The following is a 21,350-nucleotide window of genomic DNA, read 5'->3' as shown; positions in this document are numbered from 1 at the left end:
GACAAGAATTTGGTGGCTACGGTTGGATTCGAACCTACGACCCCAGCATTATGAGTGCTGTGCTCTAACCGACTGAGCTACGTAGCCAAGAGAGGCGCGAATCTTAACAGGAGCTAGCTAGAGTGTCAAGGCACGTTAGACATTAAAGCGGAAGTGCACGATATCACCTTCTTTTAAAAGGTAATCTTTACCTTCTAAACGCCATTTTCCGGCATCTTTTGCACCTTGCTCACCTTTATAAGTAATGAAATCATCATAGGCAATGACTTCAGCACGAATAAAGCCGCGTTCAAAATCAGTATGAATGCGCCCTGCACCATTAGGCGCAGTAGCTCCTTTATGCACCGTCCAAGCACGTACTTCTTTGACACCCGCAGTAAAAAAGGTTTGTAAGCCTAATAGATCATAACCTGCACGAATCACTCGATTGAGACCGGGTTCAGTCATCCCCATACTTTCTAAAAACTCAGCTTGCTCTTCAAGCTCTAATTGAGAAATATCGGACTCTAAAGCAGCACATACCGGAACTACTTGAGCCTTCTCCGTTTGAGCATGTGCTAAAACTTTGTCTAAGAAGGGATTATTTTCAAAGCCATCTTCTGCCACATTAGCAATAAAGAGTAATGGCTTTACCGTAATTAAATGCAGTTCACGAATAGAGGCTAATTCTTCAGGACTTAAGCCTAAGGAGCGGGCTGCATTACCATTTTCTAAATGAGTCGCCAACTTTTGCATGGTTTGTAGTTGTAAAACTAATTCTTTAGCGCCCGATTTAGCAGCACGACTGACACGATTCATCGCTTTATCAATCGTTTCCATGTCGGCTAAAATCAACTCGTTATTGATGACGCGAATATCGGCTAGAGGATCAATTTTGCCTGCTACGTGAATAATATCGTCATTCTCAAAGCAACGAACTACTTGAGCAATCGCGTCCGTCTCACGAATATGAGCTAAAAACTGATTACCTAAGCCCTCACCTTTGGATGCCCCGGCTACTAAACCCGCAATGTCCACAAACTCCATCGTTGTGGGCAATACTCGCTCTGGTTTTACGATTTCCGCAAGCGCATTAAGGCGTAGATCCGGCACGGGAACCATGCCCACGTTGGGTTCAATCGTACAAAACGGATAGTTTTCAGCCTGAATGCCCGCCTTAGTTAAAGCATTAAACAGCGTTGACTTACCTACATTCGGCAATCCGACAATGCCACATTTGAAACCCATGTTCTTAATCCTCTTGCAAACAGATGTCTAAGTACGACTATGCAATTGTTGCATAGCGTTTTGCATATCACCTGTTGTAATTAATTCAATACAATCGGCTGCCGCATCAATGGCATTAGTAATAGCAATACTATCGTTTAAGGAGGGTGCGGACAGTACATAATCCAGTACTTTATTTTTATCCCCCGGATGGCCAATGCCTAAACGCAGCCGCCAATAATCTTTCGTCATATGCGCATGTAAATCACGCAAACCATTATGCCCGCCATGTCCACCACTATGCTTTAAACGCACTACACCCGGATTTAAATCTAACTCGTCATGCGCAATGAGTACTTGCTCAACAGGAATACGATAAAAATCGGCTAGTTGGCGCACTGCCAACCCACTTAAATTCATAAAAGTGGTAGGTTTAATCAACCATATGGGCTGATTTTTCACCACAATACGGCAGACTTCGCCCGAAAAGCGTTTTTCAAGGTTAAAACTGGCGTTATAGCGCCGAGCAAGCTCATCAACAAACCAAAACCCGGCATTATGCCGGGTTTTGTCGTATTTAGCGCCCGGATTGCCTAAGCCAGCAATAAGCTGGATAGTCATGTCCTAGACTCTATTAGTGAATAGCTGCAATCGCTTGGTCATGGTCATGACCTAAGGCTAATTGAGGCAAGGATACGCCTTCAGGTAATTTCAGATCTGATAAATGTAGGATTTGACCTTTTTCTACATTTTGCATATCTACTTCAATGTAAGAAGGAATGTCTTTGGGTAGGCAAGATACGTCAACGTTATTCATTAACTGGTTGAGTGCCCCACCTTGTATTTTAACACCTGTTGAAGTTTCAACATTAGTGAAGTGTAAAGGCACAGTAACACGAATAGCATGATCGGCTTGAATCCGTAATAGATCGGCATGCATGATCAATACTTTAGCAGGGTGACGTTGCAGATCACGTAATACGACGGTTTCAATCGTGCCATCGATATCTAAAGCAATCAATTGTGAATAGAAGGCTTCGTCTTGTAGATTACGCACTAATTCATTGTGATTTAAAGTAACGCTCAATGGCTCAACACCTGCACCGTATACAATCGCAGGTACACCACCAGTGTGACGCAGGCGGCGGCTCGCACCCTTGCCCTGATCGGCACGTTTGGTAGCTTTTAAAGAATAAGTTTTAGACATGATAGACTCCAAAATTAAAATAGCTAACGCTTCCGCGACCAGAAGCATTAGTGCTTAATCCAATTAATTAAGCTTCTTCAAATAAGGAACTAACCGAATCATCACGGTTAATTCGTAAAATAGTTTTAGCCAATAAACCCGCCACTGATAATTGACGAATTTTAGAACACTTGCGTGCAGCCTCACTCAAAGGAATAGTGTCGGTAACGACCACTTCATCAATGACTGAGTTTTCGATATTTTTCAAGGCATTACCTGAAAATACTGCATGAGTTGCATAAGCACAAACACTTAAAGCACCCCGCTCTTTCAAAGCGGCGGCGGCATTGCACAAAGTACCGCCCGTATCAATCAAGTCGTCAATTAAGACGCAATGACGCCCCTCGACTTGACCGATAATATTCATCACCTCAGCCTTATTTGGCTCGGGGCGGCGCTTATCAATAATGGCTAAATCGGTATGATCACCCAAGCTTTTGGCTAAAGCACGCGCCCGAACTACCCCACCAATATCAGGGGACACTACTAATAAGCGACTATCAGTAGTAAGCTCTTTGCTGCGCAAATCCTCTTCTAACACCATTGAGGCGTAAATATTATCTACAGGTAGATCAAAAAAGCCTTGCACCTGCTCTGCATGCAGATCAATGGTTAACACCCGATCCACATGCGCGGTCACTATCATATCCGCGACTAATTTAGCCGAGATAGGCACGCGCCGCGAACGCACACGGCGATCTTGACGGGCATAACCATAATAAGGAATCACTGCAGTAATACGACCTGCCGACGCACGATACAGTGCATCTACAATAATCAGTAATTCCATTAAATTATCATTGGTGGGGGTACAAGTAGACTGTACGACAAAAACGTCACGACCACGGACATTTTCCAGCAACTCGACATGCACTTCACCGTCACTGAAGCGCTCTGCTTTGATTTTGCCTAGGGAAATACCAAGATGGTCAACGATTTTGCTGGACAGTTCGGGGTTTGAGTTACCCGTAAAAACCATCATTCTATCGTCAGACATGAGGAACTCGCATTTGGGAGATGGCTGGGCTGCTAGGATTCGAACCTAGGTATGCTGGAATCAAAATCCAGTGCCTTACCGCTTGGCGACAGCCCATCAATTGAGTTTTAGTTGAGTTACTAAAGGCGATTGATTTACACCTTTAGCTACAAAAGTTTTCCAAGATTTAGGTAGCTTTTGTTGTATTTGGGTTGCTGCGTTTTTAGTATCAAACTCAGCAAACACGCATGCACCTGAACCTGTTAATCTAGGCTTTGCACAGTTATTTAATACTTCAAAGACCTGATTAATGTTTGAATGCTGCTTCCTAACTAGGGATTCAAACACATTTTGTGTTGCCCCGTTCAAGAAGGTCGCCATTTTGATGGGTTCACAGTTTCTTGTCAAGTCTGGATGCAAAAATATTTCACGCGTTGCAACCTGAGCTTCAGGAGCTACTACTAGATACCAACGCTCTGGCAAATCAATAGGGCTTAATACTTCCCCCACGCCCTCCGCCCAAGCCGTATGCCCCTCAACGAATACAGGGACATCCGCACCTAGTTTTAGTCCTAATTCTGCGAGCTGCTTAGTGCTTAAACCACACTGCCATAATTGATTTAAACCTACTAGCACCGTGGCAGCATTAGAACTGCCACCGCCTAAACCACCGCCCATAGGTAACACCTTATTAATAGCCATCTCTACTCCGGAGGATGCAGGAGTAAAGGGCTTTAATAATTGGGCGGCTCGAACCATTAAGTCAGTGTGTTCTGACACCGACTCATTACCTGCTACACGACGCACCACGCCATCATGACGCAGTGTAAGCTGAATACTATCGCCATAATCTAAGAGCTGAAAGATGGTTTGCAGTAAGTGATAACCATCGCTACGACGCCCCGTAATGTGCAAAAACAGATTTAATTTGGCCGGAGCAGGTAAAATTAAGGTAGTCATTCAGCTTGCCATTAATAGCGGGTTTGCCAATCTCTAGCCACGACTTTAGCACGCACTTGTTCAGCCGCCCGCTCTAAAGACATTTTGGTAGGTAACGCACTCGGTGAGTTATTTTGATAACCCGTATAGGTGACTAGCCAGCCTTCTTGCTGGAGCGAGGTGGGACGCCCTAGATTATCTAATTGCAGGGCTTGAATCTCAGACTGAGGAGCAGCAATACCCCGCGCCCAATAACGTAAACCACTAACCGGTAAGCTAAAGCCTGTGCGCTGTTGCAGTAAACGCTCCGCATCGGAGTCTTGATACTCTTTACCATCGGCAGCTTTTAAGTTCACGACACTGCCTGAGCTTTTAAGGTAGGCCATGATCGAACCTGTCAGAGGGTTCTTAATATTCATTTCGTACTGGTCGTTGCCTTGTTGGAGCCAAGAGAGACTAAAAGTCCAACTTTGTTGTTTAACCTGCAACCCTACTTTACCCTGCATACGCCATGCTGACATGCGATTAAAAATCTCATTACGCTGCGCCCACATTTCTTTAGGTGTGCCCGCTTTAATGGTGGTAGCTACTGCTACAGCCGGAACACTCACCGGAGCCGTCACCGGATCAACAGCCGACAAAGAGGTCGATTGCTGAGCGCAACCAGCGGCTAATAAAGACGTGCAGAGCACTAAAAGGCTAGATCTCATGGATTCATCCTGAATAATTAATTAGTTAATAACTATAGACTACTTTAAGCCCACTACACGCTTACTAGCCTCGACCAACAACTTATTATTAGGGTACTTGGTCATTAGCTCAGCTAGCAACTTTTTCGCCTCTTCCGTTTTACCACGAGCATGTAACACCTGCACTAAATGACTTCCGACCTCAGCATCGGGTAATAATTTAAATGCCTTACGTAATTCGGTTTCGGCTGTTTCTAGCTCATTGAGCTTAAAGGCTACCCACCCCAAGCTATCCATAATCGCGGGATCGTCGGGGTTTAATTTAGCTGCCCTTTGGATCATTTCCTGAGCTTCTTTATAGCGCTGCGTATTGACCGTTAATAAGTAACCTAAAGCATTTAAAGCAGGTGCATTATCCGGGCTAGTACTTAAAATAGCCTTTAAATCTTGCTCTGCTAACTCGATTTTCCCTAATTTCTCATACACTAATGAACGTTGATACAGCGTATCAGGATGATTGGGACGTAAAGTATCGGCTTTGGTTAGGATCTGTACTGCCTCTGGATAACGCTCGGCGTCTTGTAATAGTTGTGATTGTATTCTTAATACATCGGCTTGTTGCGCATCATTGAGATTTAATTTGCTAGCCTGATCGGTGAGCCATTTTAAAGCAGCATCTAAACCGGACTTAGTATTTAACAATGCAGTCGCTCTGACCATAGCCTCGTTAGCAAAACGACTATTAGGTAATGCTTGCTCATAGGCTTTAAAAGCCTCATCAGGACGATTTAGCCCTTCATAGACCTGCCCTAAGAAATAATTGGCATCATGTCTGCGACTAGGAATATCAAGCAATTTTTTAATCAATGGCTCAGCAAAGGTATATTCCTTTTGCTCTAGATAGAGCAAGCCCAAGGTATAAAAAATATTATCGTCATCGGGCTGCGCTTCATACAGTTGCTTAAAGATGGGCATAGCCTCTTCACGACGCTCTAACATAATCAGGGTGCGGGCATAATCGAGTTTTAGCTCATCTTCTTTAGTCGTTTTAATAAAAGGCTCTAGTACGTTTAAAGCCTCTTCGGGTTTACCTTGACGTAGATACACTTTAGAACGGATATAAGCTGCCTGCTCTTTTTCAGCCTCGGAGCCAGTTTTAGCAATCTGATCCGCTAACTCTAACACCTCTGCATCACGCTCTAAGGTATTAGCTAGGTGCGCTACGGCTACCTTCACTGCGGCTGATTGATCAACTTTTTGACTATAACGCTTAAATACCTCATAAGCAGCTTCAGGCCCTGCTTCTAAGGTCAAGGTTGATAAAATATACTCAAAACCATGACCTTCTTTTTTATTAGTGGCATCCCGTAGCCAAATTAAATCCTCTAAGGCTTTGTCATACTCACCTGCGCGAGCACGTACAATCGCCCGCGACTGATACACCTCTAAGGAAGTGGGTTTAGCTTCAGCCCATTGCGTCACAAAACGCTCGGCTAATTTATTATTACCCGCCTCTATAGCAATCTGTGCCGCCTCTTTAGAGATGGCTATATCTTTAGTATTTTCAGCGACAATGGCGTAGTGCTCTAGCGCTTGCTCCACCTGATCCTGTTGGCGGTATAACTCACCTAACATGAGGTGAAACATGTTCTTACTCAGTTCTGAACTAAAAACGAGCTGAATCGGCTCTTCTGTCTCTGGAGTCTCAAGCACGGGGTCTGCTGCTAATACGGTAGGCGTTATACAAGCCCCCCCCATGAGCATTAATGCCAGCATAGTATGACGTAACCGATGAGAGATTGGTGTTGGTGACATATCATTCCCCGGTGTCTTGTGACACCCAAATGTTTAGATATATTAATACTTTAAGGGTATAGCACAACGAATTGCCTTGTAATCGTGTATAACGTAGCAGAAAATCGGCGCTTCGGAAAATTAAATGTACCAAAGTGCCTCTGCTTCCATGACTATTTTTGTGATCGGCGTCAACCATAAAACAGCTCCCGTGCAATTACGTGAACGTGTCGCTTTTACCCCTGAGCGTTTACAACAAGCACTACAGGAAACCCGACTCCTCACGGCGGAAAGTTTAATCCTCTCCACTTGTAATCGGACTGAACTGTATATCGTGGTACTGTATCCCGATCAAATCAAGGCAGTTACGCAATGGTTTGCTCACTTTCATGGGATTGCTATACATGAACTCAAACCCTATCTTTATACCTACGAAACTGAACAAGCGGTACAACATACCTTACGAGTGGCATGTGGCTTAGACTCTTTAATTTTAGGCGAACCACAGATTTTAGGGCAATTAAAAGACGCACTCAAAACAGCACATCAAGCGCAAACCACAGGCAATCAACTCAATCGCTTATTACAACACGCTTTTACCACCGCCAAAAAAGTCCGTACTCAAACCAATATTGGCGCTAATCCAGTCTCGGTCGCCTTTGCAGCGGTGAGTTTAGCCAAGCAAATTTTTAGCCATTTTGAACGCCAAACCGCTCTATTGGTGGGTGCAGGTGAAACGATTGAATTAGTGGGCAAACATCTAGTGGCTAATAATATCGGTAACGTCATTATCGCTAATCGTAGCGTTAATAAAGCACAAGCCCTAGCTGAGCAATTTCAGGGTACTGCTATTCCTTTAACGGCTATTGCGGATTACTTACCTAAAGCCGATATAGTCATTTCCTCTACCGCTGCACCGCTACCTATTATCGGTAAGGGCATGGTAGAACGCGCCCTCAAACAACGTAAGCACCGCCCCATTTTTATGGTGGATATAGCCGTACCCCGCGACATAGAGCCAGAAGTGAGTGAGTTAGACGATATTTATCTTTATACCGTTGACGATCTGCAATCAGTGATTGAAGAAAACCTACAATCACGCCGTGAAGCAGCGTCTCAAGCCGAAGAAATGGTGATTACCGAGGTAAATACTTTTGCTGAATGGTTACGTGCTCAGCAGCACATGCAACTGATTCGCCATTATCGCCAACAAAATGACTTGATTCGTCAAGAAGTATTATCGAAAGCTAAGCATATGTTGGATAATCAGCACCCTGCTGATGAAGTACTGGACTATTTAGCCCATACTCTCACTAATAAATTAACGCACGCCCCTACTCAAGCCCTCAACCAAGCGGCACGCTTTGGGGATTATGCTCAACTCGAATACGCACGCAAGCTATTCAATTTAACTGATCGTGATTAAATCGTGAAAGATTCTATTTTGCACAAGCTCGAAAGCCTTAACGAGCGTTACCTTGAGATTGCCTTGTTATTAGGTGAGGCTGATGTTATTAATGATCAACAACAATTTCGCAAACTCTCCATTGAATATGCGCAATTAGAGCCAGTAGCGCTAGCGTTTCGTAGCTATCAACAAACCTTAGAAGACATCGAAACGGCTAAAGAGATGATCGATGATCCTGAAATGCGCGAAATGGCATATGAGGAACTCAATGCGGCTAAAGAGCGTATTGCCCCACAAGAATTAGAATTACAGCGCTTATTACTACCGACCGATCCTCATGACCATAGTAACGTATTCCTGGAAATTCGTGCGGGCACGGGTGGCGATGAAGCGGCGATCTTTGCGGGTGATCTATTTAGGATGTACTCGCGCTATGCTGAACAAAGACGCTGGCAAGTTGAGGTTGTCAGTAGTAATGAAGGTGAACACGGGGGCTATCGTGAAGTCATTGCGCGTTTAATTGGCACGGGGGCTTATTCACGTTTGAAATTCGAGTCGGGTGCACATCGCGTTCAACGTGTGCCCGAAACCGAATCTCAAGGGCGGGTGCATACTTCAGCGGCTACGGTGGCCATTCTGCCAGAGATTGATGAGGTCGAAGCGCAAGATATTAATCCCGCCGATTTAAAAGTGGATACCTATCGAGCTTCAGGCGCGGGGGGACAACACGTTAATAAAACCGATTCAGCGATTCGGATTACGCACTTACCTTCGGGATTAGTGGTGGAATGTCAAGATGAGCGCTCACAACACAAAAACCGCGCGCGTGCTATGTCGCTATTGCAAGCGCGGCTACTAGAGCGTGATCGTCAAAAGCAAGCCGCTGAGCAAGCTGAAACACGCCGCAATCTAGTAGGATCTGGAGACCGCTCTGAACGTATCCGTACCTATAACTTCCCGCAAGGGCGTGTAACCGATCACCGTATCAACCTCACCCTATATAAGCTCGATGATGTGATGGCGGGCTATCTGGATGATGTGATTGAACCCTTAGTCAATGAGTATCAAGCTGATCAATTAGCGCTACTTGCTGATGAAGCATGAGCCATTTAAGCCTCAAGCAAGCCTTGCAATGGGCTATCGGAGTACTGACTACTCAAGAAGACAGTGCCTGTTTAGAGGCAGAATTACTGCTCGCTCATGTGTTACAAAAGCCACGTAGCTATTTATTTACGTGGCCTGAAAAGACCTTAGACGATGCACAAAATAATGCTTTTCAGACCTTGGTAGCGCAACGTCTCCAAGGCAGACCGATTGCGCATCTAATCGGTAAACGCGAATTTTGGACCTTAGAACTCAGTGTCACACCTGATACTTTAATTCCACGCCCAGAAACTGAATTATTAGTTGAGTTAGCTTTAGAACGCATCCCGCCTAATCAAACTTGTAATATCTTAGATTTGGGTACTGGAACGGGGGCGATTGCTCTAGCATTGGCTAGTGAACGCCCTCAGGCGCAAATTATGGCTATTGATCAAAGCTTGTCAGCGTTACAAATAGCTAAGCTCAACGCTGAGCGCTATCAATTGACTAATATTCAATTCATACAATCAAACTGGTTTACTAACTTAGCCAACACTGCTCACCCTGTATTTGATGTGATCGTGTCTAATCCGCCCTATATAGCAGAAGGCGATCAACATCTAAAACAAGGGGATGTACGCTTTGAACCCTTAACAGCTCTCACCGCAGGTCATGATGGTTTGAATGATTTAAGGGTTATTGTTCAACAAGCACCTGATTATTTAACGAAGCAAGGCTGGTTATTAGTTGAACACGGCTATGATCAAGGTTTAGCGGTACGCCAATTATTTGCTCAAGCTGGATTTACAGCTATTGCCACAAAGCAGGATTTAGCCGGACATGATCGAGTTACCCTCGGTCATGTCCTTGATTAAGTAAGAAGCGTCGCTTACTGAGGCGAAACGTCTTTATTTAGCCAATACATGCGCGGGGCAATTTTGGATAAATCCACACTATCTAACAGTGATGTATTAGAGGTGTTATTTTTATCTAAAAGAGGCAGATTTAATTTACCGACCCGCACTTCGACTAATTGCTGACAATCTCCTTGCTTACAAGCACTACCATCGGCTGCGGTAGGGGTTTTAAAGACCAGTTGGGGTGACTCTAATATATCGCCATTCGTAATCACTAAAAACTTATCTGCACCCGCTCCATCACGGTTTAAATCAGATACCGCATCCCCTGTCATTAAATCCAACACATAAACGCGTGAAGTGGTCGTAATTTTAGAACAGCCGTCACTTACACTAGGTACACCGTCTTGATCGGTTAAGGCAAAGGTAGAGAAAATAATTTTTCCCATAAAGGTCAATGCCTTCGATACACTTTTTTCACCATTAAAAGCTAAAGGTATATACCACCCTTTATAGTCACTTTCTAAAAATGACTCACTTTGTAGGCTAGTTTGCGGCATAACATTAACATCTTCTTTGAGAATAGGCGCACTGCTTGGACGCGCAGTGTAGACATAATCATCTTTTAACACGTAAAAACGATCTGCTATTGCCGTACTTAAAGGATGCATTTTATAACCACTACCCAAAGCTATAGTCAGCACGGGTGCGCCATTACTAATTTGCAAAGCGACATCTGGCTCAGCAAAAAACATGCGTCGACTCACCCCTTGGGTATTACCACCTAAATCAGCTAATTTAGACACTTGTGAGGTATAAGAACCAGAATCTGTGGTAGCAATATCAGCACGCCACACATACCCTCCAGTATCCGCAAAATAAAGCCTATCTAAAGAACCGTCTCGATCCATATCTAAGACACGAATATCGCCCGCTACACTATGCTGTAAAATAGTTCCACCATTATTTTTTAAAGACCACAATAGTTTCCCTTCTAGTGCATCGATAATATATACATCCAAACCTTTAGTATCCGGGGCACGTTGCGTAATATCCTGCTCATCCTTATTCGCGTCATAACCCGCACCAAATACTAAGACCGGTGTATAACTGAGCGTATTAGTATTAGTACCTGTATTTGTATTGCGTGCTTTTACTTTCATCGTTGCTAAGGCAGGCTTACTCCAAGTCTCGCCTAAATTAGCAAAATCAGCTTGGGTATTATCAATATGCCATTTTAACGCGGGAGTATTAGGATTAGTCACATCTAACATATAATAGTGACTCCCCCCACGCCCTAAACCAAAAATAATATAGATTCCCTCTCCCTGCCCAATAGTACCGTCTTTATTGACATCATTCACCCAAATACGAATTTGACCATCCACACCATAAACGTGTTTGAGCTTTTCATTATTATCAAAAAATACTCCAATATTTTTTAACAAACTATTCGGCATAAAAGCCCAACGCTCTACACCAGTATCAGCATTAAAAGCATGTAGAAAACCTTCATTAGAGCCTACAAAAACGGTACGCTCTCCACTAGCATAGTTATATACTACTGGTTTAGAGTGTAGAATATCGCCAATATGTTTACGGGGTAAATCCGAGATTTCACCTGCAACAGTTTTAGCGTAGCCTCTTATAAACTTTAAGTATTTAGTGCGAGTCGCCTCATCAATCGTTTTAGTACAAGTAGTTAAAGTAATGAGCTCACTTAGCCCCCCTAGCGGTAAACCAACCCGATATTGACCGCTACAGTCATACCACCACGTATTAGAATTCATTAGAGAAATCAAATTTAGAACACTGAGACCCCCTAAATTACCTAAACTGGTCTGAGTATTATAATTACGCGACAACAAGCTAGTTGTGATTAAACCATTAGTATTATCTAAAGCCGATAAACCTGTATCACCTAAATCAGTCCATAATTTACGCTCTGCTGGATCTAATAAACTAGCCGCTCCACCTATAGTTACATTATTACCACTAGGCTCAGTACTCCATAAGTCTTGAGCATTATCTTCAAACCGACCATCACCTGCATCATCTAAAGCAATAACATTATTTTTTCCTACTACTTTAGTTTCTCGGATACCATTTTCCTCTACTTCGAGTAATTTAAACTTACGTAAATTACCACTCCATAAGGGTTTAGTAGTACTATCAAATACTGGAATAAACACTTCATCACCATTAGCCAAATGATTAGAAGAGCTTAAGGTATAGGCTGGTGCACTGACAGATAAAGATTGTTTTTCAGCTTCCCGAATAATGCTTTGGAAAGCTTCAGTTAATTGCTCAGCATTACTCGCCTGATAAAATGCGCCACCCGGCGAGGCTAAGGACTGCAAATAACTTTGTGCAGCTGCATTATTCTCTAAACCAAATCCAATAGTGAAGGTCTCAATACCCTGTGTACCAGCAATACTAGCAGATTGATCATTAGCCGCTAAATATTGAGTCAATTCAGGACCACACTCCCCCATACCAAAAAAGTCAGTAGAAGTCTGGCAGGTTTGAGTATTATTAAATATATCCGTTTTGATTTTATCTTTAACTGCATTTTCTGAGGGTTCACCATCCGTCATTAGCACAATAAAATTCTTTTGACAGACCTCAGTAATAGGCGATTTATAAGTAGCAAAACCACTTCCAGCGGTACACTCAGAGGTTAAACACATACTTAGCGGTAAACCCTGATAGGTATATAAACTACAATTATCTTTAGTATCCGGGCAGCCACCACGTTCATTTAAACACCAAACGCTTTCAGTGGTAGTGCAAGCATTAATAGCGCCTGTATACGTGGTGGGATGAGCAGCTCTTAATGCAGCAGGGGGTAAAAAACCTGCATTAGGTGTCATACCCCTAAAATATAATACTGCCTCATATAAAGCATCGACTAAAGGAGTACCATTAAACTCTACCCATGAATTAGCAATAGTAGCTAAATAGTCACGCACTGGTACACCCGCCGTGGCATCAGGCAAGTTATCAAGCGCTTGATAATCCTTAACAATAGCGTAAGCTTCGGCATCTATAGGGCTAATAGGAAAAGAAACACCATTGGCTTTATTATAAACGCCATTGCCACCAAAGCGCATAAGCCCGACATTAACATCCGCTGATGCTTTTTTAAGGGCTAATTGTAAAGACTCTTGCATTACCTGCATGCGAGTTTTACCGCCTGCATCTAATAACATACTGCCAGAGTTATCTAAGACAAATAATACATTGGCGGCATCATTTTGGGCAGCATTACTCAAAAATATTTCAGTAGGGTCTGCTAGTGTAGTATTAACTAATAACCCCCAAAGTATTCCTAAACTGCCTGCTAATAATTTAACAGCAAACCGCTTTTTCATACTATTACCTTTTAAAATTATTATTTTAGCTATTGAGTTTTAAACTTAACGCCAACAACTAGCCGTTGAGGTTTCATCTTCTTTATTTTGGGACTTTTTCAAACCACGACTATTAATACTCATCACCTGACAGGTGTCATCTTTAGCTTGAGTGGAAGTACTTTTAGGTTGAGCGCTAATCTCAAATGCCTCACACGTTTGCGTATTATTCCCAGAGCAAGCGCTTGGCTCAACTGTCATAGTAATCGCATAATCTTTATTAGCACTATCGATAGTATTAGCACTATAGCCTAGTTGTGTTAAGTCTTTAGCATAACTTCGATTACGAATAAAATACTCTTCTTGTAAATGCATAATTTCATTTAAGCTGGTAATCGCATCGGTACGCCGAGATTTCTGTACGCTACTAATATAGCTAGGGTAGGCAAAAGCAGCAATGATAGCTACAATTAACAATACCACCATTAACTCTATCAAAGTAAAACCTTGTTGGGAGCGTAAATTTTTCATTCAACACCTATTCATTATTATTCTAGAGTTAATATTATTGATTAGCCGAAGCGGGAATAAAACGCATAACACCTAAAGCATGAGTACTTTTAGCACTGGTTCCTGCCACTCTAGCTTCAACTTCAATATCAAAGAGGCGACAATCATAATCATCGGCGCTCATGGCCACACTCATGGCTAAATCATTTAATTGCCCACAAGTGACTTTTTTACTCATTAATACTTTAGCTTTAGATTCTACAACACCACCTAAAGCCTCATCTGTAAAAGGACCAATAATATCGGATTTAGTCGCAGACTCTGCTGCCTTATTTTGGAAAAATAGATCCGTGGAGCGCTCTATGGTAGATTCTGCTGCTTGATAAGACAAAACACGAAATATTTCATTACCTGCAATTTTTACATCGGTAGTAGCCATTTTAGCTCCGGCAATACCTAATACAGTCATTACCAGTAAAATGACTAAACCCCACATTAAAACGGAGCCTTGTTGTTTGATATAGGAACTTGAGCCTAGAGACATAAACTAACCCTCAAGATTTCTTAAGCGAATAGTAGTGGTGTAAACAGCACGCCGATAACGATCATTAAAACTAGAAAGCGTTTTATCTAGTAAAGTAAAGCTTTCTTGCTTAGCGCTGCTATAAAAGGGGTCACGAGAGCGTACTAAAAGCGCGACTTGAATACTGATGATCTTATTCCATAGTCCTTCGGTATTAAGCTGAGTAGCAGTTAAATAGCGGTCTGCCACTTTATCATTATTAGTATCGACGCCATAATTAACCTGCATATTCTCGATATTTTGTACTACTGATACTGATGGACCTAAGGAGCCTTGGCAATATAAAAGGGGAATTTTGTCACCCACTGTGTTTTTTTCATCATTAACTTTAACTAAGAAACTATTATAAATTAAACTATCAGTTTCTGATAATATCGGAGCACATACTTCATTCTCAACTAAACCGGTACAGATCAAATTGTTTTCTAAGTTATTTTCGGCGCAATCAGTATGGATACGACTATCTGCTTTAAAACGTATTCCTACTATATCGCCACCACTGCCTGAACCATCAGCACTTTTTTGTACATTATTAGAACTATTCACACTTTTGCCAACAATGAGCGTGTTAGGAGTTAGCACATAATCTGTAACCGGAACTCCTGTGACAGAGGCATAACCCGCATGCTCTAAATGACGCTTTAAAATATCGATGGCATTACGGGCACTTTCATCCATCATTGTTAATTGTTCGCCGTCGCTATAACTACGTTTACCTGCCATATAAACGGTTAGCATACCCCCTAATAGCACAATGCCAATTACCATACTAATTAATAACTCAATAAAGGATAAGCCTGCTTGTCTCGATTGCGCTGTCAACATCTCACAAACTCCTTACCACAATCTGCATGGATAGCTCAAAGGGCTTAAACTCGCTGCCCTGCTGAGAATCATGCTCTGCGTCATCATCTTCATTGTTAGAGGTATTGACATCATTTTTCTTATTAATACGCTCCTGCCATTGAATACTCAGATTCAAAGCTTCGCTACAACCCCCAACACAAGTAATCACTAATTTACCCTTAGTGAGTGAGCTTTTAATACCAACACTACCCGATCCTGCTCCACACATGACTTGGTACAGATCTAGCGCTGCTATTTCACTAGGGGTACAACTGGCACTACGGCAAGTATTAGAGGGTGCGGTATCGCAACTAACAAGGTTGGTGACATACTGACCGGCTTTAGCACCAATAAAGTTATTGCGTACCCGTGCAGCTAAATCATTGAGCAACAAAGTAGCTTGTTGTTTTTGACTAGAATTATGAATGACCTTGAGGTTAGCCACCTGCATACTGGCTAATCCCATTAAACCAATCGATAAAATCAATACGGCAATGAGCACTTCAAGCAGGCTAAAACCTTGCTGTTGACCATGATTAGCATACATAGGATGTCGTTATTATTAGAGTGATAAGACCAATAGCTAGCTCTTAAAGATCTAGCGGCTGCATATAAGTTATATTAATCATTAATTACTAGACCAGCCTATCACATTAGCGTTAAAAGGCTAATTTCCACTTATAAACGGAGCAAAGCTCAAAATCCTCACCATTTATCATTAGTTATTGTTATAAAAGTGCGGTGCACAAAACTAACCTAATGCACACGCTCTAAAAAAGCCTGATCAGAACGTAGCACACGCTCACAACGAATTAATAACTCAAGGCGTTGACCTAATTCACCTAACTCATTGCGATAAAGCATCAAACCCTCAATCAAACGTTGAGTCATCTTATAGCTACTCTCATGAACATAAGTAGTAGGCTGTTGTGCACTTTGCATCATCTTGTCTTCCCCAGTAGACTATATTTCCATCAAATATAGATGATGCACGGGCAAATTACTTGTGAATAGTTACCCGAAAAAAAGTGATAGATTCAACATCGTCAGTTAGTGGTACAATTGCACCTCGCTTCATATGATACTCAATAGCTAAGATTTAAGGTTTAGTGCATAAGATGACTCATCTAGCCTTCTCTAATACTCATACTTATCCCTCTATCTCTACCGATCATTTCAGAGCCTTACAATATGAGACCGCTCAAGCTTATGGCTTAGATCCGGTATTTAGAGATCCCTTTCGTGACGGCTCAGGCTATGCTCCTTTGATGGTGGTTATTCCGGCTGGCTTATTTGAAATGGGTTCTAGTGATGACGAGCATGGTCATCAACCTCACGAAGCTCCGGTGCATACGGTTAACTTAGCTCAGCCTTTTGCCATAGGTCAGTTTCCTGTAACAGGCGCAGAGTTCGAGCAGTTTAAACAGGAAACGGGGTGGTTTTTGCGCCCTGAATTATTATGGTATAGCGGTAACTATCCTGTGGTTAATATTCGCCTTGAGGATATTCGCTTGTATTTAGAGTGGCTACAATTTCGCACTGGCATTAAATATCGCTTACCCACTGAACCCGAATGGGAATATGTGGCGCGTGCCGGAACGCAAACCCCGTTTTTCTTTGGGGAGAGCGTGAGTTGTAAAGAAGTACACTTTAATCCCAACTTCCCTTATGAAGAAAGCAAAAATAAGCAACGCTGGTATTTGCCACGCTGCATGGTCAGTGTAAAACCCAGTGAAGTAGGCATCCGCGAGCCTAATACGTGGAATGTGTATGATATGCATGGCAATGTCTGGGAATTTACCAGCTCGCACTGGACTCGATCACATTTAAATGCTAACCGTGATGGCTCTCCCTCGAAAACCGCTGATCCACACTGGTATGTGACTAAAGGAGGCTCGTGGTTTGATGGAGCAGCACATGCCCGCAGTGCCGCACGCAAAAAGCGTTACTTTGATGAGTTAGATACTAATTTAGGCTTTCGCTTAGTGCGTGATTTAGAGTGAGTTGATATAACTGAGCTGACCATAATTAAGCACGGCTAAACTCCAATGCTAGCCCCAGCGCATTAGTGGGCATGAATTGCCCCTCGTACCAAACTAAAGTGCCATTGACAATCGTTGCATCAATGGTACTTCTAAACTCCATGCCAAAATGAGCAGTCCAAGCGCATTTATAATAACTGTTCTCATGCTCAGCTACCCAAGGCTTACTAATATCCACTAGAATTAAATCCGCCCAATAACCTTCTCGAATAAAACCGCGCTCTTTAAGCTGAAATAAATGCGCGACTGTGTGACTGGTGTTATCTACAATCCCTTCTAAACTAAATAGCCCCTCATGAAAGCCCTCTAATAAAGAGGGCAAGGCATGCTGTACCGTTGGAAAGCCTGAAGGAATATTAAAATAACTACCTTGGTTTTTTTCATCCCAAGCATGCGGGGCATGCCCTGAGCTGATGCAGTCTAGGCGTTGTTCTAATAATCCTTGAATTAAACCTGCACGATCGGCTGCTGTTTTAATAGCAGGATCGCATTTGATTAAGCTCCCCCTCAATGCGTAATCCTCATTACTAAACTGCAAATAATGGGCGCAGGTATCGGCGGTAATGAGCTTGTCAGCACTAGATCCCGTGTCAAACAGTTCTAATTCTTTAGCGCTTGAGATTTGTAAAACATGGAGACGGGTTTTTAAAGAGCGGGCTAAATCTACCACTACGGAAGATGACTTATAACAAGCATCCTCGCTCCTAATCAAGGGATGCAAGTCCATAGGGATAGCATCACCATAAATACTGCGATAGCTTTCTTCATTTTCTAAAATGGTCGGCATATCTTCGCAGTGCATTGCCACTAAGAGTGGAGCGTGTTGAAAAATTAGCGCTAAACGATCTGGATCATCCACCCAAAACTGATTTTGATGAGGTGTACCCGTTAAAATCTTAATACCACAAGCAAGACTAGGGTCAATCGCTTTAATAGCCTCTAAATTGTCATTAGACGCCCCTAGGTAGAAGCCATAATTAGTCCAACACTGCCCCTGTGCTAAAGCCTTTTTACCCATAATATCCTCAGCACTTAGGACATAAGGTACTGTATTAGGCATATCGAGTACGCTAGTAATACCCCCTGCTATAGCAGCGCGACTTTCACTGGCTAAATTACCTTTGTAGGTTAAACCCGGCTCCCGAAAATGCACATGGCTATCAATCATACCGGGCATTAAAAAGCGCCCTGCTGCATCAATCGTCTGATCCGCCCCATAGTGTGCTAAATTAGCGCCGATTTTCTCAATACGTTGATTATTAATATAAACATCGCCTTGAATAATGAGACCTTCATTGACAATATTGGCGTTCAGGATGAGTATCGAGGCCATATCATGCACTCTATGCGTTGGGGTAGGATTAGGGTAGACGCTCTAAAATAGCGAATGAGCATGCTAATGATTGCTCATTTAGGGCTGGACAATAAAGACTGAATTGGGAAACCCATTCTTGAGGATTAATTACTGGAAAATAGGTATCACCCTGAGTGTGGGTATGAATGGTAGTAAGATATAAACGCTGAGCTAACGGCAATGCTTGGCTATAGAGCTGCCCTCCACCAATAATCATCACCTCCGGCTCATCTACCACCTGTGCTAAAGCCTGCTCTAATGAATGAACGACTGTAGCGCCTGCTAACTCTAGCTTGGCTTGACGAGTGATCACGATATTATGCCGTTGAGGTAAAGGGCGACCAATCGCATCCCACGTAGTTCTACCCATAATAACCGGTTTGTGGAGGGTATTTTCCTTAAACCATCGTAAATCGGCGGATACGTGCCAAGGCATTTTGCCTTGTAGACCTATTACGCGCTCAGGGGTCATCGCGACAATGAGCGAAAGCAGCATACGTTACTTCACTACCCGTAAATTAGGGCGAGTACGAGGTGGTGTAGGATCATTACTATCCTCAGTTTTATGCCCCTCTACCACTTCTAGGCGCTCAGTAGCACTTTCTTTAGCTTTAGCAGGCTCTTCCATACCGTATTCGGAGTCGTAAAAGCTTGCACCCTGTTGGTTTTCACGAGCATAAATCGCTTTTAAGGCTGGCATGGGTAAATAAACAGAAAACGAAGCCCCATTGAAACGTGCACTAAAGGTCACTGCATCATTATCCATATGCAGCGCATGTACAGCCCCCGGACTAATATTAAGTACAATGCTACCGTTTTTTACATATTGACGGGGAACGACTACATTTTCATAAGTCGCATCGACTAAAACATGGGGCGTTAACCCATTATCAACAATCCACTCGTAGAACGCCCGCAATAAATAAGGACGTTTAGGACTCATAGCCGGTTCAGTGGGAGAATTATGCGTACTCATGGGCGTATCGACTTTTCAATTTTGCTAAGCGATTGTTGGAACGCATCGCGTGAAAAAACTCGATCCATATACCGTAAAATTGGCTTAGCTTGTTTTTCAGGTACATCAATGCCGTATTTAGGCAAACGCCATAAAATCGGGGCAATGGTGCAATCCACTAATGAAAATTCATCACTTAAGAAATAAGGTTTAATAGCAAACACTTCGACCGCAGACAGCACACTCTCACGTAAAATTTTACGTGCTTGAGCCGCTTCTTGTTGATCACCATGTTCAATATCCTGCACTAATGAAAACCAATCACGCTCAATCCGATATAAGGCTAGGCGGGAATGAGCACGGGTTACAGGATCGACAGGCATTAGCGGTGGATGCGGAAAGCGCTCATCCAAGTACTCCATAATGATACGGGCGTCATAAAGTACTAGATCACGATCAATCAAGGTAGGAGTAGTGTTATAAGGATTGAGTTCGGCTAAGTCTTCCGATTTATCGTTAGGGCCTAAATTTAAAGTATCATAAGTTATATCTTTTTCAGCCAATACAATACGCACACGATGACTATCCGCTGAGTCAGGTGACGAAAATAATGTCATAACTGACCGACGACTGGATAACGACGCCATTCACAAACTCCCTACAACCTAAAGTAAAAAGGCTACTTTGGATTTAACCAAAGTAGCCTACTATGTTATACCAGACTGCTCTTAATGAACATCCTTCCAATATTCTTTCTTCAAGAAGTACGCCACTATACCAAAGAGCACCATAAACAACAGGACAAAGACGCCAATGGTTTTACGGTGTAATTGTGCAGGCTCACCCACGTACACTAAGAAGTTAGTAATATCACGCACGACCTGATTATATTCAGGACCTGATATTTTACCCGGATTTAGACTAACTAAATGCTCAGTGCAATGTTGCGCTCCGTGTTCACCGTGACCTTCAGCGGCTGGGGTACAATTTTTTTCCAGCTTTTGCCAGCCTTGTAATTCCCATAACACATGGGGCATACCCACATTAGGGAAAACGGTATTATTGACCCCCATAGGACGAGTAGGATCAACATAAAACGCTTTTAAGTAACTATAAATCCAGTCACCACCGCGTAACCGACCGGTCAAAGACAAATCAGGTGGAGCCGCACCAAAACCCTCTTCCACATCGGCGGGTCTCATGGCATTCACCATATTGTCACCGATCTTACTCATCTCACCGTCTTTACCACTGGTAAAGATAAGGTTTTCTTGGACTTGCTGATCGGTTAGACCTGCATCCAGAGCAAGGCGGTTATAACGACTGAAGGCTAATGAGTGACATCCCATACAGTAGTTCACGAAGTACTTAGCACCCCGCGCCAAACTGGCTTGATTATGGACATCAATATCTGCTTTTTCTAACGGAACTACATCACCAGAGGCCATTACCCCTTGGCTAAATAGAGCAGCAGTTGATAAAACAAGACCTGCTAGAAGCTTTTTCATA

Annotated in this window: 22 protein-coding genes and 2 tRNA genes; 4 read left to right on the top strand and 20 right to left on the bottom strand. The window is 42.9% G+C overall.

Features of this window, described 5'->3' with window-relative positions; genetic code table 11:
* Positions 1-10 precede the first annotated feature (10 nt).
* The 9 genes from IPL34_RS08285 to IPL34_RS08245 form a co-directional block, all read right to left on the bottom strand.
* A tRNA-Met gene (locus tag IPL34_RS08285) sits at positions 11-87 on the bottom strand.
* Positions 88-135: 48 nt separating this feature from the next.
* Positions 136-1,227, bottom strand: coding sequence for a redox-regulated ATPase YchF (ychF, locus tag IPL34_RS08280; protein ID WP_296840480.1), 1,092 nt, complete (start codon positions 1,225-1,227; stop codon positions 136-138).
* A gap of 27 nt (positions 1,228-1,254) precedes the next feature.
* The gene (gene pth / locus IPL34_RS08275) at positions 1,255-1,827 is read right to left on the bottom strand and encodes an aminoacyl-tRNA hydrolase (RefSeq protein WP_296840477.1); all 573 of its coding nucleotides are present in this window, start codon (positions 1,825-1,827) and stop codon (positions 1,255-1,257) included.
* A gap of 13 nt (positions 1,828-1,840) precedes the next feature.
* A complete protein-coding gene (locus IPL34_RS08270) occupies positions 1,841-2,413 on the bottom strand; it encodes a 50S ribosomal protein L25/general stress protein Ctc (RefSeq protein ID WP_296840475.1) in 573 nt (190 codons plus the stop codon).
* A gap of 67 nt (positions 2,414-2,480) precedes the next feature.
* Complete coding sequence (locus IPL34_RS08265) at positions 2,481-3,434, bottom strand: ribose-phosphate pyrophosphokinase (protein ID WP_296843052.1); 954 nt, start codon at positions 3,432-3,434, stop codon at positions 2,481-2,483.
* A 36-nt stretch (positions 3,435-3,470) separates the two neighbouring features.
* Positions 3,471-3,545: transfer RNA gene (locus IPL34_RS08260), tRNA-Gln, on the bottom strand.
* Positions 3,546-4,388 carry a 4-(cytidine 5'-diphospho)-2-C-methyl-D-erythritol kinase gene (ispE, locus tag IPL34_RS08255; protein WP_296840472.1) on the bottom strand — a complete coding sequence of 281 codons (843 nt, stop codon included), beginning with the start codon at positions 4,386-4,388 and terminating at the stop codon, positions 3,546-3,548.
* Positions 4,389-4,399: 11 nt separating this feature from the next.
* Positions 4,400-5,077, bottom strand: a complete 678-nt coding sequence (lolB, locus tag IPL34_RS08250; RefSeq protein WP_296840469.1) for a lipoprotein insertase outer membrane protein LolB — start codon at positions 5,075-5,077, stop codon at positions 4,400-4,402.
* Between the two features lie 39 nt (positions 5,078-5,116).
* Positions 5,117-6,871, bottom strand: a complete 1,755-nt coding sequence (locus tag IPL34_RS08245) for a tetratricopeptide repeat protein (protein ID WP_296840467.1) — start codon at positions 6,869-6,871, stop codon at positions 5,117-5,119.
* A 124-nt stretch (positions 6,872-6,995) separates the two neighbouring features.
* Here IPL34_RS08245 and hemA point away from each other — a divergent pair, with 124 nt between their 5' ends.
* From hemA to prmC, 3 genes are read left to right on the top strand one after another with little or no spacing between them, the layout of a single operon-like run.
* Positions 6,996-8,276 carry a glutamyl-tRNA reductase gene (gene hemA, locus IPL34_RS08240; protein WP_296840464.1) on the top strand — a complete coding sequence of 427 codons (1,281 nt, stop codon included), beginning with the start codon at positions 6,996-6,998 and terminating at the stop codon, positions 8,274-8,276.
* A gap of 3 nt (positions 8,277-8,279) precedes the next feature.
* Positions 8,280-9,362, top strand: a complete 1,083-nt coding sequence (gene prfA, locus IPL34_RS08235; RefSeq protein WP_296840461.1) for a peptide chain release factor 1 — start codon at positions 8,280-8,282, stop codon at positions 9,360-9,362.
* Complete coding sequence (gene prmC, locus IPL34_RS08230) at positions 9,359-10,216, top strand: peptide chain release factor N(5)-glutamine methyltransferase (protein ID WP_296840458.1); 858 nt, start codon at positions 9,359-9,361, stop codon at positions 10,214-10,216. The genes prfA and prmC overlap by 4 nt, the downstream gene beginning before the upstream one ends.
* Positions 10,217-10,230: 14 nt before the next feature.
* Here the strand turns inward: prmC and IPL34_RS08225 are convergent, their stop codons facing one another.
* The 6 genes from IPL34_RS08225 to IPL34_RS08200 all read right to left on the bottom strand — a co-directional run bounded on the left by IPL34_RS08225 (position 10,231) and on the right by IPL34_RS08200 (position 16,435).
* Positions 10,231-13,572, bottom strand: a complete 3,342-nt coding sequence (locus tag IPL34_RS08225) for a PilC/PilY family type IV pilus protein (protein WP_296840456.1) — start codon at positions 13,570-13,572, stop codon at positions 10,231-10,233.
* A 45-nt stretch (positions 13,573-13,617) separates the two neighbouring features.
* Positions 13,618-14,082 (bottom strand): type IV pilin protein, encoded by a 465-nt coding sequence (locus tag IPL34_RS08220; protein ID WP_296840453.1) that lies wholly within the window; start codon positions 14,080-14,082, stop codon positions 13,618-13,620.
* Positions 14,083-14,116: 34 nt separating this feature from the next.
* Complete coding sequence (locus IPL34_RS08215) at positions 14,117-14,605, bottom strand: PilX N-terminal domain-containing pilus assembly protein (RefSeq protein WP_296840450.1); 489 nt, start codon at positions 14,603-14,605, stop codon at positions 14,117-14,119.
* A gap of 3 nt (positions 14,606-14,608) precedes the next feature.
* Complete coding sequence (locus tag IPL34_RS08210; protein ID WP_296840447.1) at positions 14,609-15,469, bottom strand: PilW family protein; 861 nt, start codon at positions 15,467-15,469, stop codon at positions 14,609-14,611.
* A gap of 1 nt (position 15,470) precedes the next feature.
* Positions 15,471-16,037, bottom strand: a complete 567-nt coding sequence (gene pilV, locus IPL34_RS08205) for a type IV pilus modification protein PilV (protein WP_296840444.1) — start codon at positions 16,035-16,037, stop codon at positions 15,471-15,473.
* A 209-nt stretch (positions 16,038-16,246) separates the two neighbouring features.
* Complete coding sequence (locus tag IPL34_RS08200; protein WP_296840441.1) at positions 16,247-16,435, bottom strand: hypothetical protein; 189 nt, start codon at positions 16,433-16,435, stop codon at positions 16,247-16,249.
* Between the two features lie 173 nt (positions 16,436-16,608).
* On the opposite strand from IPL34_RS08200, the gene IPL34_RS08195 reads away from it, so the two are divergent.
* Positions 16,609-17,493, top strand: coding sequence for a formylglycine-generating enzyme family protein (locus IPL34_RS08195; RefSeq protein ID WP_296840438.1), 885 nt, complete (start codon positions 16,609-16,611; stop codon positions 17,491-17,493).
* Positions 17,494-17,518: 25 nt separating this feature from the next.
* On the opposite strand, the gene IPL34_RS08190 is transcribed toward IPL34_RS08195, so the two are convergent.
* From IPL34_RS08190 to IPL34_RS08170, 5 genes are all read right to left on the bottom strand, one after another.
* Positions 17,519-18,865 carry a dihydroorotase gene (locus IPL34_RS08190; protein ID WP_296840435.1) on the bottom strand — a complete coding sequence of 449 codons (1,347 nt, stop codon included), beginning with the start codon at positions 18,863-18,865 and terminating at the stop codon, positions 17,519-17,521.
* A 28-nt stretch (positions 18,866-18,893) separates the two neighbouring features.
* The gene (folA, locus tag IPL34_RS08185) at positions 18,894-19,382 is read right to left on the bottom strand and encodes a type 3 dihydrofolate reductase (protein ID WP_366931028.1); all 489 of its coding nucleotides are present in this window, start codon (positions 19,380-19,382) and stop codon (positions 18,894-18,896) included.
* Between the two features lie 3 nt (positions 19,383-19,385).
* Positions 19,386-19,862 (bottom strand): ClpXP protease specificity-enhancing factor, encoded by a 477-nt coding sequence (locus IPL34_RS08180; RefSeq protein WP_296840432.1) that lies wholly within the window; start codon positions 19,860-19,862, stop codon positions 19,386-19,388.
* Complete coding sequence (locus IPL34_RS08175; protein WP_366931095.1) at positions 19,859-20,458, bottom strand: glutathione S-transferase N-terminal domain-containing protein; 600 nt, start codon at positions 20,456-20,458, stop codon at positions 19,859-19,861. Before IPL34_RS08175 ends, IPL34_RS08180 begins: the two co-directional genes overlap by 4 nt.
* Before the next feature lie 111 nt (positions 20,459-20,569).
* Entirely contained in the window at positions 20,570-21,349 is a 780-nt protein-coding gene (locus IPL34_RS08170; RefSeq protein WP_296840428.1) for a cytochrome c1, read from the bottom strand.
* Position 21,350: the final 1 nt, after the last annotated feature.

Source organism: Thiofilum sp., from assembly GCF_016711335.1.
In the GTDB taxonomy this organism is placed as follows: Bacteria; Pseudomonadota; Gammaproteobacteria; order Thiotrichales; family Thiotrichaceae; genus Thiofilum.
Note: the sequence above shows the minus strand (reverse complement) of the source record. Positions and strands in the feature narration are given on the sequence as shown.

What these genes read in the sequence shown, in the direction of transcription:
- IPL34_RS08225 (WP_296840456.1), bottom strand. Translation starts at nt 13,572, where the DNA reads ATGAAAAAGCGGTTTGCTGTTAAATTATTAGCAGGCAGTTTAGGAATA.
- IPL34_RS08195 (WP_296840438.1), top strand. Translation starts at nt 16,609, where the DNA reads ATGACTCATCTAGCCTTCTCTAATACTCATACTTATCCCTCTATCTCT.
- hemA (WP_296840464.1), top strand. Translation starts at nt 6,996, where the DNA reads ATGTACCAAAGTGCCTCTGCTTCCATGACTATTTTTGTGATCGGCGTC.
- IPL34_RS08190 (WP_296840435.1), bottom strand. Translation starts at nt 18,865, where the DNA reads ATGGCCTCGATACTCATCCTGAACGCCAATATTGTCAATGAAGGTCTC.
- pilV (WP_296840444.1), bottom strand. Translation starts at nt 16,037, where the DNA reads ATGTATGCTAATCATGGTCAACAGCAAGGTTTTAGCCTGCTTGAAGTG.
- IPL34_RS08265 (WP_296843052.1), bottom strand. Translation starts at nt 3,434, where the DNA reads ATGATGGTTTTTACGGGTAACTCAAACCCCGAACTGTCCAGCAAAATC.
- IPL34_RS08200 (WP_296840441.1), bottom strand. Translation starts at nt 16,435, where the DNA reads ATGATGCAAAGTGCACAACAGCCTACTACTTATGTTCATGAGAGTAGC.
- IPL34_RS08180 (WP_296840432.1), bottom strand. Translation starts at nt 19,862, where the DNA reads ATGAGTACGCATAATTCTCCCACTGAACCGGCTATGAGTCCTAAACGT.
- IPL34_RS08175 (WP_366931095.1), bottom strand. Translation starts at nt 20,458, where the DNA reads ATGACATTATTTTCGTCACCTGACTCAGCGGATAGTCATCGTGTGCGT.
- lolB (WP_296840469.1), bottom strand. Translation starts at nt 5,077, where the DNA reads ATGAGATCTAGCCTTTTAGTGCTCTGCACGTCTTTATTAGCCGCTGGT.
- IPL34_RS08220 (WP_296840453.1), bottom strand. Translation starts at nt 14,082, where the DNA reads ATGAAAAATTTACGCTCCCAACAAGGTTTTACTTTGATAGAGTTAATG.
- IPL34_RS08210 (WP_296840447.1), bottom strand. Translation starts at nt 15,469, where the DNA reads ATGTTGACAGCGCAATCGAGACAAGCAGGCTTATCCTTTATTGAGTTA.
- ispE (WP_296840472.1), bottom strand. Translation starts at nt 4,388, where the DNA reads ATGACTACCTTAATTTTACCTGCTCCGGCCAAATTAAATCTGTTTTTG.
- pth (WP_296840477.1), bottom strand. Translation starts at nt 1,827, where the DNA reads ATGACTATCCAGCTTATTGCTGGCTTAGGCAATCCGGGCGCTAAATAC.
- ychF (WP_296840480.1), bottom strand. Translation starts at nt 1,227, where the DNA reads ATGGGTTTCAAATGTGGCATTGTCGGATTGCCGAATGTAGGTAAGTCA.
- IPL34_RS08270 (WP_296840475.1), bottom strand. Translation starts at nt 2,413, where the DNA reads ATGTCTAAAACTTATTCTTTAAAAGCTACCAAACGTGCCGATCAGGGC.
- IPL34_RS08215 (WP_296840450.1), bottom strand. Translation starts at nt 14,605, where the DNA reads ATGTCTCTAGGCTCAAGTTCCTATATCAAACAACAAGGCTCCGTTTTA.
- IPL34_RS08170 (WP_296840428.1), bottom strand. Translation starts at nt 21,349, where the DNA reads ATGAAAAAGCTTCTAGCAGGTCTTGTTTTATCAACTGCTGCTCTATTT.
- prmC (WP_296840458.1), top strand. Translation starts at nt 9,359, where the DNA reads ATGAGCCATTTAAGCCTCAAGCAAGCCTTGCAATGGGCTATCGGAGTA.
- folA (WP_366931028.1), bottom strand. Translation starts at nt 19,382, where the DNA reads ATGCTGCTTTCGCTCATTGTCGCGATGACCCCTGAGCGCGTAATAGGT.
- IPL34_RS08245 (WP_296840467.1), bottom strand. Translation starts at nt 6,871, where the DNA reads ATGTCACCAACACCAATCTCTCATCGGTTACGTCATACTATGCTGGCA.